Genomic DNA, 15,325 nt, shown 5'->3' on the forward strand with positions numbered 1-15,325 from the left:
AGCTTTAGTCTTGATAGTATCAAGAATTTTTAATTGCTCATCCATAGCTTTATCTGCAGTTTGTAAGATACCTAAAGCATCATTACCATTTGATATAGCTTGACCTAAAGTATTTGCTTGAGATCTTAAGCTATCTGCTATCGCCATCCCTGAAGCATCATCTGCTGCTGAGTTAATTCTAAGACCTGAACTAAGTCTGCTTAAAGAAGCATCTAAACTTTTAGCATTAAGATCAGAGTTTGCTTTTGCATTCAATGCTGCAACATTTGTGTTAATACGAAATCCCATTTTAAATCCTTTTAAATAATTTCAAACTCATCCATGAGCTTGTTAAATGCTATATCGTTACTTTTTTTTAAAAATTTATACCTTAAACTAAAAAATTATAAATATCGCATTTTAATTGGAATCTGCAAATAAAAATTTCAAGCCACTGTTTATAAAATGTCAAGTATATTAATAAATACTCTCTTTCATCTTCAATTTTACTAACAATAACTTCACTCAATAATTTACCTTTATGAAAAATAACTCCTTTTAAAACACCATCATTTAAAAAAGAATTTTCTTCCAAAAAAATTTCAAATTTTGCAATACTTTCATATGTATTTTTTAAAAAATCTATAGGGAATTTTCTATCGCTAGCTAAAATTATTTTCAATACATCATTTAACCTTATAGCATGTTCTAAGCAAATTAAAGTATTTTGTTTTTCCCTTTTGAAAGTTGCTAAAATTTTATTTAAAATTTTAGCACCACGATTGGTTGTTAAAGTTTTTGGTAAATATTTATTTGATTTATTATTTAAATTTGCAAATTTCTTACAACACGACTTGAAGTCAAGCTCTTTTGCAAATTCTATTCTAGCTCCACCTTCTGTAGCATTAAAAAAATTTAATTCTAAATTTCTTGCAAATAAATCTTCCAATTTTCTTTTATAATCATCCCAAGCTAAATGTGTTAAAACTTCTCCTAAGCCTCCATAGGCAATTGTTTTTAATGTAGGAATATTTAAGGTTGCATCTATATCACTTCCCAAATCAAAACTATCAAAATGAGAATTTCCTTGTTTATCATAAGATAAATCTTGTCCAATAATAATTATATTTTTAAATTTTAAAGCAATCGCTAAAGCATAACAAGCATGTCCAACATGGGTTCCAAATTCAAGATAGCCAAATTCATCAATATGGAGATTTTGATAAGGAAGATTGTCGTTTAATGCTATAGATAAAGGAATTTGTTTTTTATAAAGATAATCAACCACACTAGGATGAGTACTTGCCGATAATATAAATAAGGTTTTATTTTCTGGATTAACTTCTTTGAAAAATTTAAGCGGATATTCTTCAAAATCAAGATTTAACACATAATCAGGAGTTATATCGTGTTTTACAAGCAAAGGATAAGCTCCATCAACACAAAAAATCACAAAATTTTCTTGATATTGTTTTAATAATGGAATTTGCTTTTGAAGGCTAGGACCAGCACATACAACTATACAACTTTCAAAAAGTCCTTTTCTTTCGTCAATAATTCTTTTAAAAGGTATATTTTTCAACATTAAAGGTATATTTTTGTAAAAATTCTCATAACAAGACAAAGAAATTTTAGAGTCAGGATCTAAATTTCTTATTACAAGATTAATATTTTCATATATAATTTTATCTGTATTTAGAATTTCTTCATAATAATATTTTTCATAAAATTTATGATTAATAAACATTTCATAAATATTTAACCATAAAAACATATCATTTTGATCAAAAAGTATCCTAAGTTGTAAATTTACTCTTTCTTCTTTGATATCCACAAGATAAATTTTTCCACTACAAAGCTCCTCACTCAAATCTATCATGCTTAAAGCTAGGATAAAAAGTTCTATTTCGCTTTCAAATACAAAAAGATGTTTATAGTGTTTAGCTAAATTTTTAATCAGTAAAGCATTGCCTATACCATAAATACATATAAAAGGATATCTAGGAGTTTTTTCTAAAATACTTTGATAGAAAAAATTTATTTCTTCTTCTAAGTTTTCATACATGAAAACATTATGAGTTTTATCAAAGATATTTAAATTTTCATCTATGTTAAAACGAGAACAAGTTTTATTTTGTATGAAATTTAAAAGTTTATTTCCTAAGGGTTCATTTACTCCGCTTAATAAAGCTTGTATGTTTTTTTCTAGTATGGTCATGAAAGTTTTCCTTAAATTTTATCTATCTTTAACAATATTTTGTCATCTTTTTCGCTAAATTGATACAACAAATCCTCACAAGGATAAGAGATATATTTTTCTTTGCAATCTTTTTTTAGATTTTGTTTTATTTTTTCTAACATTAAAGGAAGTTCTTTGGAAATTAAAGTTTTTATAGACATTCCCATGCCATGTTCTAAACTTTTGATAAATCTACCATCAACTTGATCTGGATTTTTTATCATATAAAGATCTGCATCAAACCCAAATTGTTCTAAATATTTGTAAAGTTCTAATTTTTCATCAGGTGGAGCTATTTCTTTATCATAAAAAGAATGATAGCTTGTATAGCATGGTTTTGGATAATTTGCTTGAATTTCAAGATGCTTTGGTTCTAAGATATATCTTATCATTCTTCTTGGCATTGAAAAAAAATTATTTGAGCTTGAATTACTTGTCCAAAAAGTTTTGCTAGAACAACAAACTCTAATATTTTGAAAAAAATCAAAAGTACCAAACTCTGAATATTCCATAAAATCAACTTCTTTACCAAACCCAACAAGCTTCCAAAGAAATTTAGCATAACTTGAATTATCTATTACTCCATCTACAAGCCAAGGAGCAATTTTAGCGGCTAAATGTGCTAAATACCCTCCATGAGAACTACCTATCATAATAACTGGTATACCCCCCCCCATAGTATCAAAAGGAGCGTGTTTTTTAAGGTAAAGTGCGACATTTAAAAGATCTTGAGCTTGCATGATCCCAAAATTTTGATACTCGTTTTTTGTCGGTTGCAAACTCACATGCAAATTTAAAAAATAATTTGGTGTAAAATTACCTTTTTGCTTGCCTTCAACTATTTGATTATTTACAAAATGAAAAATTTCACTCATTTGTTTGTAGTCTTGAATTTTATCAACATCATAAGGAAGCTTGATATCCGCGGCTTCACAACTTGTTTTTAAAATAAGCTTATCTATATCATCTAGATAAAAAGTCGCACCTGTTTGAGGACGATTACCTATACAATGGTAATTTGCACTCACTACAGCCACATTAAATTCGCCTGCTACAAATTCAGCTAAGTGTTCACGGTAATTTTCATCCGCATCTCCACCAAGCCCAGGGATAATAAACACTAAAGCTTTTACTTCTTTTTCATCATCAAAACAAAGCTTAAATTCAAGCTTTGATTCTCTTTTTATACCAAGTTCTACATCATCACAAGAGTCAATCTCATAAGTTTTACTCACTATCATTACATTCCCCCTATTAAAAGATAAGTTTTACTCGCTAGGTTTTTAAAATTTTCATTCTTACTTAAGATCACGCAAGCTTTGTTACTAGAAGAGCTTGTAAAGTCTATATTTTCTAAATCTTCATGGCTTTGATTGGCTGCGTTGATGATAGCATTTTTGCTTGCTTCATTGCTTGAAATTCCCATGAGTATAAAATCAGCTTTATTTATAAAAACAAGTTTTAAGCATTCTTTATCATCGCCTACGCGAAAATTTACTTCTTTTGTGCCATTGAAATTGCCAAGATCGACATTTTCAACCCCACTTACATTACTCATCGTTTTTATAGAGCTTAAATGATCATTTTTTAAAGTATAAATGCTTATATCGTTGATCAAAGTTTTAATGTTGTTTAAAGACTTGCTAACTTCAGCTTCATCCTTGCTTGAACTCATTTTTGGTAAAGCAATAGCGGCTAAAATTCCTAAAATAACAATCACAAAAACAAGTTCTAATATAGTAAAAGCTTTTCTCATCTATATCCTTGAAAAATTTTTATTTTTAGGGCTTAAAATATCTTCTTCTACGCTTACAAATTCCTTTTTTTCATAAGCATCAACTGCGGCTCTTGCTATCATCAAAGCATTATCGGAGCAGAATTTTAAAGGAGCTAGTTTTAAATTTGCATTATATTTTTGACATAAATTTTGCAAACGCGAACGCAAGTTAAGGTTTGCACTAGCTCCGCCTACAACGCCAAAATTTTTAAATTTATAAAGATTAAAAATTTTTTCTAATTTATCCATGATATGATCACAAGCCGTATTTTCGAAGGCATAAGCTATTTCTGCTTTTATATCATCGCTTAAATTTTCATGCTTTAAAATTTCCAAACGCACTGCATTTTTAAGCCCTGAAAAACTATAAGCGAGTTCTTTAGAATGCTTTAAAGGTATGTTAAAAGAGATATTTTTAAGTTTGGCATTTTTTGCTAAATTTTCTATGATGACCCCACCAGGGTAACCTAAATTCATCATTTTAGCCACTTTATCAAAACTTTCTCCAAAGCTATCATCATTTGTGCTTGCTAAAAGCTCTAAGTTTGCATCATCTTTAAGATATAGCACCATAGTATGCCCACCACTAACAAGCAAAATTCCCATATCTAAAGAAATTTTTTCTTCCAAAAAAAGACTATAAATATGACCTTTAAGATGGTTTATAGGGATTAAGGGTAAATTTAGAGCACTTGCTAAGGTTTTTGCCATAGAAATTCCACTGAGCAAAGAAACGCTAAGCCCAGGCTCATTTGTCACAGCTATGGCACAAAGATTTTTAAAATGCCCATTGCATTGCTTAAGTATCTTTGGCAAAGCCTCGCTATGAAGTCTTGCAGCAAGTTCAGGCACCACTCCCCCATAGATACTATGATCTAATTCTTGAGAAATTTTTTTATGAAATTTACATTCTAATGTGTTTTTATCAATGATAGCTATAGAACTATCATCACAAGAACTTTCTATAGCTAGGATAAGATTTTTCATTCAAATTCCACTAAAATAGAACCTAAGAATTTATCTTTTGATCTTGCCATTTTAAGAGTGTTTAAATCCAAATTTTTAGCATTTTTGATCAACTTGCTATTGGTATTTGCCTCTAAAAGTTGTTGCAAATTCGCTCCTCTTAACTCATAAAATTCCACTCTATAAATTTTACCTGCCATGTCTAAAGAGTATTGTGTTTGCATATTTTTTTTATGAACTAAAATACCACTTTCATCTTTTCCATGATCAAAGCCTATGATATTTACGCGCACATTAGCTATCTTTGGAATAAGAAAATTCTCTTTGACTTTTACTTTGGTTCCAAAAGGAACGGTGGTTTCATTGCCATCAACTTGAAAAGTTACTTCATTAAAAGCATCGCTAAATTCTAAATACTCAGGATATAATCTTGTTTGAAAACGATTGCCATACTGGATATAAAAGGAATTTCCTTCTGCGATAACAGCGGTAAGTTCATTGCTTGTGTTATAATTTAACTCTTTATTTACCGGAAAAGGCACATAGTTGATAACCTTTCTTGGATTTTTTAAAGAAAGTAAAATTCTATCATTAAAAAGCTTTACTTCAAGCTCTTTATTTATGGCTTTATCAACCCCTTGTGGAGTGAGTTCAAAATCTCTGCTAAATTCAATTCCTGCAGTTTTTAAATAATTTTCAATTGCCAAAAGATGATAATAAGCTCTTAAATTTACAGGCAGATTTTTACTTGCTTCATTTGCAAAAGCGGCTTTGTGATTTGAAATCACAAAATAAGTCAAAGCTTTAAGCATTTCCATATCGCCAAGCTCTTGGGTTTTGGTGTTTTTCAGATGATAAGCATGCTTTGGATCAGCAAGTGAAGAATTGACACTATTTACGGTTTGAGTGGCGATATTTTCAAGATCAGGGTATTTGCTTGCATTGATTTCACTTGTGTCAATCACGCTTGAATTTCCCCAACGCTTAGGATTTTGCATCGCATCGATATAAGTAGGTTTATAAAAACCCCAACCATCGTGAAGATTGATCACCATACTAACTTCAGGAAGTAAAATAAGCTCTTTAATGCGTTGCACGGTTTTATAATCAGGATCCTTTGGGCTAATGCTTGCAAATTTACGGTTTAAATCCCCATTATTCCCACGCGAACGCTTGATAATGCTATCAAAAGCTAAATTTGGAGCCACTATAATCTTACCCTTGGTGATATTATAATCACTCAAAAGCAAACTTGCCGCATGAAATCCACCAGGCTCATCACCTTGAATTCCACCAAAAATTAAAACTGTATTATTATCATCTAGACTTTTTCCATTTTCTCCTACGCTAAAGTCTAGATCTAAAGCAAAAATGCTTGTTATAAAAAATAAAATTGTTAAAAAAATTTTCATTTTAACTCCTTAAATACTCTCTTGTTTTAAAATCATACTCAAAAACCTCTTCTATACTTGAAATTTTAGGCACTCCAAAATGATCAAGGGCTTTAAAAATGCATTTAGCGATATCTAAAAATCCACTTTTATTTTCTAAAAAATTATAAACACCAACTTCATTAGCAGCATTGATGATAACACCTAAATTTGGCTCTTTTAAAAATGTATTTTTAAGCTTAAAAATAGGATATTTTTTTGTGCTGATTGGATGAAATTTTAAAGCAGGTATTTTGCTAAAATCAATAGCCTCTAAAATAGGCGTATCTTGTTTTTCAAATATAGCATCTGAAATAGCTAGTTTCATATCTGCTTTTGAAAAATACGCCGTGCTAGCTCCATTTTTAAATTCACACATTGCATGCACTAAAGATCTTGGTTCTATTAAAGCATCAATTTCTTTAAAATCATATAAATGATAAGCCTCTATAATCTCAAAAAGCTTATTTGCCATAGTCGCACTATCTATAGTGATCTTTGCTCCCATGTTCCAATTAGGATGTTTTAAAGCATCTTTGAGACTGACTTGATTTAAATCTTTGATTTTATACTTATAAAAAGCTCCGCCGCTTGCTGTGATATAAAGTTTTGCTATATTTTTTTTACCTTCGAGTAAAAATTTTAAAGCTGCATGCTCACTATCAACGGGTAAAAATTTAGCCCCTTTCAAAAAACTCCCAGCTACTACAAGACTTTCTTTGTTAGCTAAAGCTATGTTTTTGCCAAGCTCTTTAGCCTTTAAAGTGCTTTTAAGTCCTGCAAAACCTACAATGGCATTGAGTAAAAGTTTGTCTTGACATTCTGTTAAAATTTGCTCTAAACCTTCTTGCCCTATAAAAACTCTATTGTGTTTAACTAAATGCTTATTTTTTGAATCTTTTATGGCAACAAATTTGGGTTTAAACCTTGCGATTTGCTCATTTAAAAGAGCGATGTTATCCCCGCAAGCTAAAGCAGAAATACGAATGTTTTTTAAAGCAGCAAGTTTAAGAGCGTTTACTCCTATGCTGCCCGTGCTTCCAAAAAGTATCATAAAAAAGCAACCATCACAAAAGCAGCAATGATCACTGCATCAATCCTATCAAGCACACCTCCATGACCAGGGATAAGATCTCCACTATCTTTTACACCTGCTTCTCTTTTAAAATAACTCTCAAGCAAATCTCCAATCACTGCAAAAATCGCTACAAAAAACGAACAAAGTAAAGAAAGCCAAAAACTATAAACAAAAACTCCCAAAATAGTTCCAATAACACTCGCACAAATCAAGCCACCTATAACACCTTCTAAGGTTTTGTTTGGACTTGTTGGAGAAAAAGGAGTTTTACCCATAAGTTTTCCGATAAAATACGCCCCACTATCACAAGCTGCAACGATAATGATAAGCCAAAAAAGCGCAAACATACCCTGATCTAAATACACTTGCCAAAGTGCTAAAATAGGCAAACTAGGATAAATATAAATAAGAGCTGGTTTTAAGGAAGCCTTTTTATAAACCAAAGATCCAACGACTAATAACAAAGCTAAAATCCCAAAAAGCAAAGCTTTATGCGATAAACTTCCCAAAATAAAAGCTATAGCCAAAGGGATAATAGAAATATTTTCTAAAGCAAAAAGTTTTTTTGCTTCACTAAAAGATAAATACAATAAAACCGCAAAAACGATAAAATTGATAAAAAATTGATCAATCAACGCGATAATAATAATAGCCCCTATCATCACAAGAGCTGAAATAATTCTAGTTGTATTAAACATATTTTTCCTTATATACTAATATCTAAGCGATGAATGCTTTGTGCGTCTTTAAAATTTGGATCTTTAGACTCATCTTCTTCATTTTTCTCATCATCGCTGGTTTTAGCTTCTTGATTGTGTTTTTTCTTTTTTTCTTCTTGTTCGGCTTTTTCTTTGATCTCTTCTTTGATTTCATGAGTCTCATTGACTTTTTCAAGCTTGTTCAAAGTTTTTTCTTTTTCATTAAATTCAGCCATATTTAGCGTAGCTGCAAAACCTTCTTTTGCAAGCTCATTGCTTGCTTGTGTAGCTGGATAAGCCATATTTTGATTTATATAATTGACATTTCCTAATGGGCTAACTGGCATTTTAATCCTTTGTGATATTAATACTTTTAAAATTTGTATAATTTACAAACGCCTTTTGCTGAACCTTAACAAAATTTTTTAAGGTATAATCGACCCAATACGAACCTTTCTTTAACTTAGAAAAGCTTACACAAAGCCTTGCAGCAAATTCTATCACATCAAGGCTGATTTTTTGCTTGTTTGATATAATCAAAGTATGCGCACTAGGAATATTCCTTACATGAAGCCACAAATCATCTTTTTTAGCATTTTTAAGTAAAAATTCATTGCCTTTTTCATTTTTACCCACGCAAATTTTAAACTCGTTAAAATAAAAATTTGCCACAAGATCTTCTTGTTTATGATCTTGATTTTTTTTGCTATTTTTCTTAGGTAGTAAAATTTCAAGCTCTATCTCACTCTTAGCTTGAAGCAATAATTCTTTCAAACTCAAGGTAAAATCTAACTTTTCTTTTAAATTTTGTCTTTGTATGTTTAAATTTTTAGCTTTTTGTTCTAATTTTTTAGCATTTTTATAATATAAATTAGCACTTTGCTTAGGACTAAATTCAAGCTTAAATTCAAGCTCTTTGCCTTCAAAATCATCAAGCTTAAATTCCCTTTCATAATCTTTTAAAACACTCAAATTTGCAAACAATACATCAGCCCTTTTTCTGTATTCTAAAGCTTTTAAGAGTAAAGAATTTTCTTCATCTAAACTAGAAAAAAGTTCTTGTAAATTTTGTATTTTTTTATCCACTTGTGCAAGTTTTAAATTTTTTATTTGTTTGATTTTACTCTCATAAATGCTTGTAAATTTGCGAGAAAAATAATCTGCAAAGTCTTTAATTTCTTCAAAATTTTCATCCATTTTATAAGGCTTTAAAGACTCTAAAATCACATTAGGTTTTATGACACGATAACTTTTATCAATGTGCCTTAAAGCCTCTATGATCAAATCTTTTTCATCTGTAAGAATAACATTGGTATTTTTACCCGTAAATTCAAAATAAATTTTGCTCTCATAGCTTTTATAAGCCTTATTAGCTTTTACACTAAAACATAAAATACGATTGCCTTCAAGGACTTTAACTTCCTTTATAAAAGCATTGCTAAAATACTTTTTAAGCATAAAATCAAAAGGTGCATTATAATTTTTTGCATTAAATTTAGCTGTATAAATCACACTCATTGCACGAGTGAGATCAAAAATAAATCTTTCTCTATCAAAGCTTAATTCCAAAATATTATCATTGATACGCTTGATAAAATCGATTTTTTTAAACTGAGAAAAAAAAGTTTGCAATTGTAAAAGTTCTGTGTATTTCATAAAAGAAATTATAAAATATTTTGGCGAATTTGTGGTAGAATTACATTAAAAAAGGAAATTTGTGCAGCTTAATGAGCTAAATTGCGTGATTTTATGTGGTGGTAAATCTAGTCGTATGGGACAAGATAAAAGCAAATTGATTCTTAAAAATCAAAATTTAACTCAATTTCAAGTAAATAAATTTTCTAAAATTTTTAAAAATGTCTATGTGAGTGCGAAAGAAGACAAATTTGAAAACCATTTTAGCTTGATAAAAGATTCTTTAGAATTTGAAGTTTACTCTCCTATGCTTGCGCTTTACTCTATACTTTCAAATTTTAAAAATGAATTTGTTTTTGTTTTAAGTGTAGATAGTCCTAAAGTAGGTGAAAATGAGCTTTTAAAAATGCTTCCTTTTTTAGAACAAAACTATAAAATAATCATAGCAAAAACCCCTTTGCATAAACATCCCTTATGTGGCTTTTATCACAGCTCTTTAGCTCAAACTTGTAAAAATTTCTTAGAAAAAAATGAACAAAAAATAGGACTTTTATTTTCTGAGATTAAAACCAAATTTGTAGAATTTGAAGATGAAGATGCTTTTTTAAATCTTAATTTTTATGAAGAATATGAAAAATTTAAAAGCGAGTTAAAATGAGAAAAATTGCTTTATTTTTAAACTTATGCGTTTTTATATGGGCTAGTGATTTACAGCAAGCTTTAGAGTATGAAAAACAAGGCGATTATAAAAAAGCTATGGAAATTTACAAAAAACTCGCTTTAAAAAATTCATCTGTTTTGATTTCTCAAGAACAAAACAACTCAAGCCAAACAACACAAACGCAAAATTCTATCACTATAAAAAAAGAAGAAAAACAAGACTTTTCTCGCTTAGCTTTGGCTAATTATCTTGGTGAAAATGAAAGCTTTAATCCCCTTGGCATTAGCTCTTATAAGATGAATTATTTTTTACCTTTTGCTTATAGTTTTAATTCTTTAGGAACAAATAATAATAAGAGTGAGGCGAAATTTCAACTTAGTGTTAAAAAAAGACTTTTTGAAAATTTACTAGGACTAGATGAAAAATATTATATAGCCTATACTCAAACTTCTTGGTGGCAAATTTATGAGCATTCTTCTCCTTTTAGAGAAACCAACTATCAACCAGAATTTTTTATAGATTTTCCTTTGTATCTTAAAGATTATGAATTTTTTAACAATCTACGCGTAGGTATATTGCATGAAAGCAATGGCAAGGGAGATGAGAATTTACAATCTCGCTCATGGAATAGAATTTATGTATCTACGGCTATTTTATATAATAAATTTTTATTTGTTCCACGCCTTTGGTATAGAATTCCTGAAAGCAAAAAAGATGATGATAATCCTGCTATCTTGCATTATATGGGAAATTTTGATGTGAATTTAGCGTATTTGGGCGATGATTATTTTATCAATCTCATGCTAAGAAACAATCTTAAATTCCACGATAACAAAGGTGCTATACAAGTTGATCTAGGATATGATATTTTTAATAACGGAATTTATTGGTATTTACAATACTTTAATGGCTATGGAGAAAGCCTTATAGACTATAACAAACACTTGCAAAGACTTTCCACTGGATTTTTGATTTCTTACTAAAATATCCTTTGTAGTTGTTTTATCATTTCTTAAAACAAATTTCATTACAATTTCATTTTTGATAATTATTATTACTATAAGGAAAGATTTGTTTTTTAAGCATATATTGAGTTTAAAAGTGCTTATAGCTTTACTTTTATTCTTTGGAATGATAAGTTTATTTATAGGAGTTATCAGTATCAATGTAAAAGATATTCTTAATCTTAACTCCACTCAACTAGAAATCATAACCCTCACAAGAATTCCTAGACTTATAGCAATTTTACTCACGGGAATGAGTCTTAGTATATGCGGGCTTATCATGCAACAACTCACGCAAAATAAATTCGTTTCTCCAACTACGGCAGGGACTATGGATTGTGCTAAATTTGGCATACTTATTTCTTTAATATTTTTTGCTGGAGCGTCTTTTTTCACCCAAGCTATCATTGCTTCTGTATTTGCACTTTTGGGTTCTTTTATATTTATCCAAATTTTAAGAAAAATCAAACTCAAAGATGTGATTTTTGTACCTTTGATAGGCTTGATGTTTGGAGGCATTATTAGTGCTATAACTACTTTTTTTGCCTATGCTTTAAATTATATACAAAATATCCAAGGCTGGTTACAAGGCAGTATGGCAAATGTTATGCAGGGAAATTATGAATTGCTTTACATTTCTTTACCACTTTTTATACTTGCTTATTTTTTAGCTCATAAAATCACCATAGTTGGCATGGGCGAAGATATAGCTTTAAATCTTGGAATTTCTTATAATGGGATATTATTTTTAGGCTTGATGATTGTAAGCATTATCACTAGCTTAGTGATTGTAAGCGTTGGAATTATCCCTTTTTTAGGGCTAATTATCCCAAATTTAGTAGCTCTTTATCTAGGTGATAATCTTAGAAAAAATCTTATCTATATAGCACTTTGTGGAGCTTTGTTTTTACTTGTTTGCGATATCATTTCAAGACTTGTCATCTTTCCTTTTGAAATGCCTTTAAGTATCACTACAGGTGTTTTAGGATCTTTAATCTTTATCTTTCTTTTGCTAAAAAGGAAAGCTTATGCGTAAAAAAATGCTGATTTTAAGCTTTTTAACACTTGGTATGATAGGGATTTTTATACTTGTGGGTTTAAATGGCTTTGATGAGTATGCCTTAAAAAGTCGTTTTTTACAAATTGCAGCTATTATCATAGTAGCTATTTGTATCGCTGTTTCAACAGTAATCTTTCAAACTTTATGCAATAACAAAATTCTAACCCCTGCCATCATAGGATTAGATTCTTTATATATGTTACTTCAAAGTGCTCTTATCTTTTCTTTTGGTGCAGCTAATTTAAGTGTTTATAAAAACGATATCAATTTTTTAATCACTCTAGTTTGTATGGTGGTTTTTTCACTAGGACTTTATAAAATTTTATTTAGTAGCGATAGAAGTATTTATCTTATCATGCTTTTAGGCTTAGTTTTTGGGACACTTTTTAGCACTTTAAGCTCTTTTTTTGAAGTATTAATCGACCCTGATGAATTCATGGTAATACAAGGAAGAATGTTTGCTAGTTTTGATAATATTGCTTTTGATGTTTTAATTCTTGCTTATATCATTAGCTTTTTAAGTTTTATATGGATTTTTCGCTACATGAAATTTTTAGATCCTTTAAATTTAGGCAAAGATTTAGCGATAAATTTAGGGATAAATTATCAAAAAATTTCAAAACAATTGATGATTATCATAGCTATTTTAACTTCTATTAGCACCGCACTTGTAGGTCCTATAACCTTTTTGGGGCTTTTGGTGGTAAATATCACTTACGAGCTATTTAAAACTGCAAAGCATAGTATTTTACTAAGCGCTTGCATACTCATTAGCATTTTAGCTTTGCTTGGAGGGGTATTTTTTGTCTCTAGAGTTTTTGATTATAATGCCACTATAAGCGTGGTTATTAATTTCTTAGGTGGGATATATTTTATCTATCTTGTATTAAAGGGTAATAAATTATGATTAAACTAAAAAATATCACCAAATTTTATGATAATAAAGCCATTATTTCAGATCTTAGCCTTGATTTTCATAAAGGCAAAATCACTTCTATAATAGGAGCCAATGGCGCTGGAAAATCCACTCTTTTAGCTCTAGCAAGTCGTTTGATAAAACCTAGTAGTGGAGAAATTTATATCGATGGAATGAATTTAAAAGACTATAAAGAGCAAATCTTAGCACAAAAAATTTCCATTCTCAAACAACAAAACAATATCAATTTAAGATTAAAAGTTGAAGAATTAGTCGCTTTTGGGCGTTTTCCGCATTCTCAAGGAAGACTTAATGCAAACGATAAAATCAAAATCAATGAAGCTTTAGAATACATGGGACTTAGCAACTTAAGAAATGAATTTTTAGATGCATTAAGCGGCGGACAAAAACAAAGAGCTTTTATAGCCATGATTATCGCTCAAGATACTGAATTTATAATATTTGATGAGCCTTTAAACAATCTTGATATGAAGCATAGCGTACAAATCATGCAACTAATGAAAAATTTAGTCAAAGACTTTAACAAAAGTATAGCTGTTGTATTGCATGATATTAATTTTGCTTCGATTTATTCTGATGAAATCATAGCCTTAAAAGATGGGAAGCTTTTAAAACAAGGTTCAAAAGATGAAATCATCAATCAAGAAAATTTAAAACAAATTTATGATATGGATATACCCGTAAGTCAAATTGATGGTAAGAAAATTTGTATTTATTTTTAAAAAGGAGAAAATATGAAAAAATCTTTAGTTTTTGCATTTTTTGCATTTTTTTTAAGTCTAATCTTAACAGCTTGTAATTCAAACTCAAATGAAAACAACGCAAGTTCTACAACAAAAACCAACACTGCTACGGTGAAAGTTTTACCTATCAGCATGAGTGATGAGGGTGATAGTTTTTTAGTGAAGGATAGTCTAGGAGAAAATAAAATCCCTAAAAATCCTTCTAAGGTAGTGATCTTAGATCTTGGAATTTTAGATACTTTTGATGCTTTAAAATTAAACGATAGAGTCGCAGGCGTTCCTGCTAAAAATTTACCAAAATACCTACAACAATTTAAAAACAAACCTAGTGTAGGTGGAGTACAGCAAGTTGATTTTGAAGCCATTAATGCTTTAAAACCTGATCTTATCATCATTTCCGGACGACAAAGTAAATTTTATGATAAATTAAAAGAAATAGCTCCAACTTTATTTGTAGGTCTTGATAATGCAAATTTTTTAAGCTCTTTTGAAAACAATGTCTTAAGCGTTGCAAAACTTTATGGTTTGGAAAAAGAAGCTTTGGAAAAAATTTCAGATATTAAAAATGAAATTGAAAAAGCCAAAAGTATAGTTGATGAAGATAAAAAAGCTCTTATTATTCTTACAAATTCTAACAAAATTTCAGCCTTTGGTCCTCAATCTCGCTTTGGGATTATTCACGATGTTTTAGGGATTAACGCAGTAGATGAGAATATAAAAGTAGGCACTCACGGTAAAAGTATCAATTCTGAATTTATATTAGAAAAAAATCCTGATTATATTTTTGTTATTGATAGAAATATCATTGTAGGCAACAAAGAACGAGCGCAAGGCATACTCGATAATGCGCTTGTCGCTAAAACCAAAGCAGCACAAAACAAAAAAATTATCTATCTTGATCCAGAATACTGGTATTTAGCAAGTGGAAATGGACTAGAGTCTTTAAAAACTATGATTTTAGAAATCAAAAACGCTGTAAAATAATACAACCTCGCAAGGGCTAGTCTCTTGCTTTAATACTTAATAAAATATTTGGGATTTTCAAGAAAGTTTTAGTGGCGGACAGAGAGGGATTTGAACCTTTTTTTAAATAAAAATATTTTTATGTTATAATAAAT

Annotated in this window: 15 protein-coding genes and 1 pseudogene; 6 read left to right on the forward strand and 10 right to left on the reverse strand. The window is 29.7% G+C overall.

All coding sequences use genetic code 11. The annotated features are described in order from the left end of the window. The 10 genes and pseudogenes from AJN56_RS04800 to AJN56_RS04845 form a co-directional block, all read right to left on the reverse strand. Positions 1-288: pseudogene (locus tag AJN56_RS04800) on the reverse strand (flagellin); the annotation flags it as partial. A gap of 82 nt (positions 289-370) precedes the next feature. Then, positions 371-2,197 (reverse strand): motility associated factor glycosyltransferase family protein, encoded by a 1,827-nt coding sequence (locus AJN56_RS04805; protein WP_052806428.1) that lies wholly within the window; start codon positions 2,195-2,197, stop codon positions 371-373. Between the two features lie 11 nt (positions 2,198-2,208). Next, entirely contained in the window at positions 2,209-3,459 is a 1,251-nt protein-coding gene (locus tag AJN56_RS04810) for a DUF2920 family protein (RefSeq protein ID WP_057041484.1), read from the reverse strand. Then, positions 3,459-3,974, reverse strand: a complete 516-nt coding sequence (locus AJN56_RS04815; RefSeq protein WP_002893981.1) for a type II secretion system protein — start codon at positions 3,972-3,974, stop codon at positions 3,459-3,461. The genes AJN56_RS04810 and AJN56_RS04815 overlap by 1 nt, the downstream gene beginning before the upstream one ends. Continuing rightward, positions 3,975-4,982 carry a tRNA (adenosine(37)-N6)-threonylcarbamoyltransferase complex transferase subunit TsaD gene (gene tsaD, locus AJN56_RS04820; protein ID WP_002867317.1) on the reverse strand — a complete coding sequence of 336 codons (1,008 nt, stop codon included), beginning with the start codon at positions 4,980-4,982 and terminating at the stop codon, positions 3,975-3,977. Next, positions 4,979-6,373, reverse strand: coding sequence for a M99 family carboxypeptidase catalytic domain-containing protein (locus AJN56_RS04825; RefSeq protein ID WP_002869326.1), 1,395 nt, complete (start codon positions 6,371-6,373; stop codon positions 4,979-4,981). The genes tsaD and AJN56_RS04825 overlap by 4 nt, the downstream gene beginning before the upstream one ends. A gap of 1 nt (position 6,374) precedes the next feature. After that, positions 6,375-7,445 carry a 1-deoxy-D-xylulose-5-phosphate reductoisomerase gene (dxr, locus tag AJN56_RS04830; protein ID WP_070246311.1) on the reverse strand — a complete coding sequence of 357 codons (1,071 nt, stop codon included), beginning with the start codon at positions 7,443-7,445 and terminating at the stop codon, positions 6,375-6,377. Then, complete coding sequence (locus AJN56_RS04835; RefSeq protein ID WP_002869324.1) at positions 7,442-8,167, reverse strand: phosphatidate cytidylyltransferase; 726 nt, start codon at positions 8,165-8,167, stop codon at positions 7,442-7,444. The genes dxr and AJN56_RS04835 overlap by 4 nt, the downstream gene beginning before the upstream one ends. A gap of 8 nt (positions 8,168-8,175) precedes the next feature. Beyond that, positions 8,176-8,514, reverse strand: a complete 339-nt coding sequence (locus tag AJN56_RS04840; protein ID WP_002855905.1) for a hypothetical protein — start codon at positions 8,512-8,514, stop codon at positions 8,176-8,178. Position 8,515: 1 nt separating this feature from the next. Further along, a complete protein-coding gene (locus AJN56_RS04845; RefSeq protein ID WP_002856257.1) occupies positions 8,516-9,823 on the reverse strand; it encodes an NFACT RNA binding domain-containing protein in 1,308 nt (435 codons plus the stop codon). 61 nt (positions 9,824-9,884) lie between these two features. Between AJN56_RS04845 and AJN56_RS04850 the strand changes: the two genes are divergently transcribed. The 6 genes from AJN56_RS04850 (at position 9,885) to ceuB (ending at position 15,191) form a co-directional block, all read left to right on the forward strand. Next, positions 9,885-10,460 (forward strand): molybdenum cofactor guanylyltransferase, encoded by a 576-nt coding sequence (locus AJN56_RS04850; protein ID WP_002855734.1) that lies wholly within the window; start codon positions 9,885-9,887, stop codon positions 10,458-10,460. Further along, positions 10,457-11,446, forward strand: a complete 990-nt coding sequence (locus AJN56_RS04855) for a phospholipase A (protein ID WP_002855844.1) — start codon at positions 10,457-10,459, stop codon at positions 11,444-11,446. The genes AJN56_RS04850 and AJN56_RS04855 overlap by 4 nt, the downstream gene beginning before the upstream one ends. A gap of 88 nt (positions 11,447-11,534) precedes the next feature. Continuing rightward, a complete protein-coding gene (locus tag AJN56_RS04860; protein ID WP_002869322.1) occupies positions 11,535-12,503 on the forward strand; it encodes an ABC transporter permease in 969 nt (322 codons plus the stop codon). Further along, on the forward strand, positions 12,496-13,434 hold the full coding sequence (locus AJN56_RS04865; protein WP_002867309.1) for an iron chelate uptake ABC transporter family permease subunit: 939 nt from the start codon (positions 12,496-12,498) through the stop codon (positions 13,432-13,434). The genes AJN56_RS04860 and AJN56_RS04865 overlap by 8 nt, the downstream gene beginning before the upstream one ends. Then, positions 13,431-14,186, forward strand: coding sequence for an ABC transporter ATP-binding protein (locus AJN56_RS04870; protein ID WP_070246313.1), 756 nt, complete (start codon positions 13,431-13,433; stop codon positions 14,184-14,186). The genes AJN56_RS04865 and AJN56_RS04870 overlap by 4 nt, the downstream gene beginning before the upstream one ends. A 12-nt stretch (positions 14,187-14,198) precedes the next feature. After that, on the forward strand, positions 14,199-15,191 hold the full coding sequence (gene ceuB / locus AJN56_RS04875) for an enterochelin ABC transporter substrate-binding protein CeuB (protein ID WP_002856494.1): 993 nt from the start codon (positions 14,199-14,201) through the stop codon (positions 15,189-15,191). Positions 15,192-15,325 lie beyond the last annotated feature (134 nt).

Origin of the sequence: Campylobacter sp. BCW_4319 (genome assembly GCF_001764435.1) — a bacterium.
GTDB classification, from domain to species: domain Bacteria; phylum Campylobacterota; class Campylobacteria; order Campylobacterales; family Campylobacteraceae; genus Campylobacter_D; species Campylobacter_D jejuni.

Bases quoted from the DNA above. Each gene is read 5' to 3' on its own strand.
- AJN56_RS04840 (WP_002855905.1), bottom strand. From the start codon at position 8,514: ATGCCAGTTAGCCCATTAGGAAATGTCAATTATATAAATCAAAATATG.
- ceuB (WP_002856494.1), top strand. From the start codon at position 14,199: ATGAAAAAATCTTTAGTTTTTGCATTTTTTGCATTTTTTTTAAGTCTA.
- AJN56_RS04865 (WP_002867309.1), top strand. From the start codon at position 12,496: ATGCGTAAAAAAATGCTGATTTTAAGCTTTTTAACACTTGGTATGATA.
- AJN56_RS04855 (WP_002855844.1), top strand. From the start codon at position 10,457: ATGAGAAAAATTGCTTTATTTTTAAACTTATGCGTTTTTATATGGGCT.
- AJN56_RS04810 (WP_057041484.1), bottom strand. From the start codon at position 3,459: ATGATAGTGAGTAAAACTTATGAGATTGACTCTTGTGATGATGTAGAA.
- AJN56_RS04825 (WP_002869326.1), bottom strand. From the start codon at position 6,373: ATGAAAATTTTTTTAACAATTTTATTTTTTATAACAAGCATTTTTGCT.
- AJN56_RS04835 (WP_002869324.1), bottom strand. From the start codon at position 8,167: ATGTTTAATACAACTAGAATTATTTCAGCTCTTGTGATGATAGGGGCT.
- AJN56_RS04870 (WP_070246313.1), top strand. From the start codon at position 13,431: ATGATTAAACTAAAAAATATCACCAAATTTTATGATAATAAAGCCATT.
- AJN56_RS04845 (WP_002856257.1), bottom strand. From the start codon at position 9,823: ATGAAATACACAGAACTTTTACAATTGCAAACTTTTTTTTCTCAGTTT.
- tsaD (WP_002867317.1), bottom strand. From the start codon at position 4,982: ATGAAAAATCTTATCCTAGCTATAGAAAGTTCTTGTGATGATAGTTCT.
- AJN56_RS04815 (WP_002893981.1), bottom strand. From the start codon at position 3,974: ATGAGAAAAGCTTTTACTATATTAGAACTTGTTTTTGTGATTGTTATT.
- AJN56_RS04805 (WP_052806428.1), bottom strand. From the start codon at position 2,197: ATGACCATACTAGAAAAAAACATACAAGCTTTATTAAGCGGAGTAAAT.
- dxr (WP_070246311.1), bottom strand. From the start codon at position 7,445: ATGATACTTTTTGGAAGCACGGGCAGCATAGGAGTAAACGCTCTTAAA.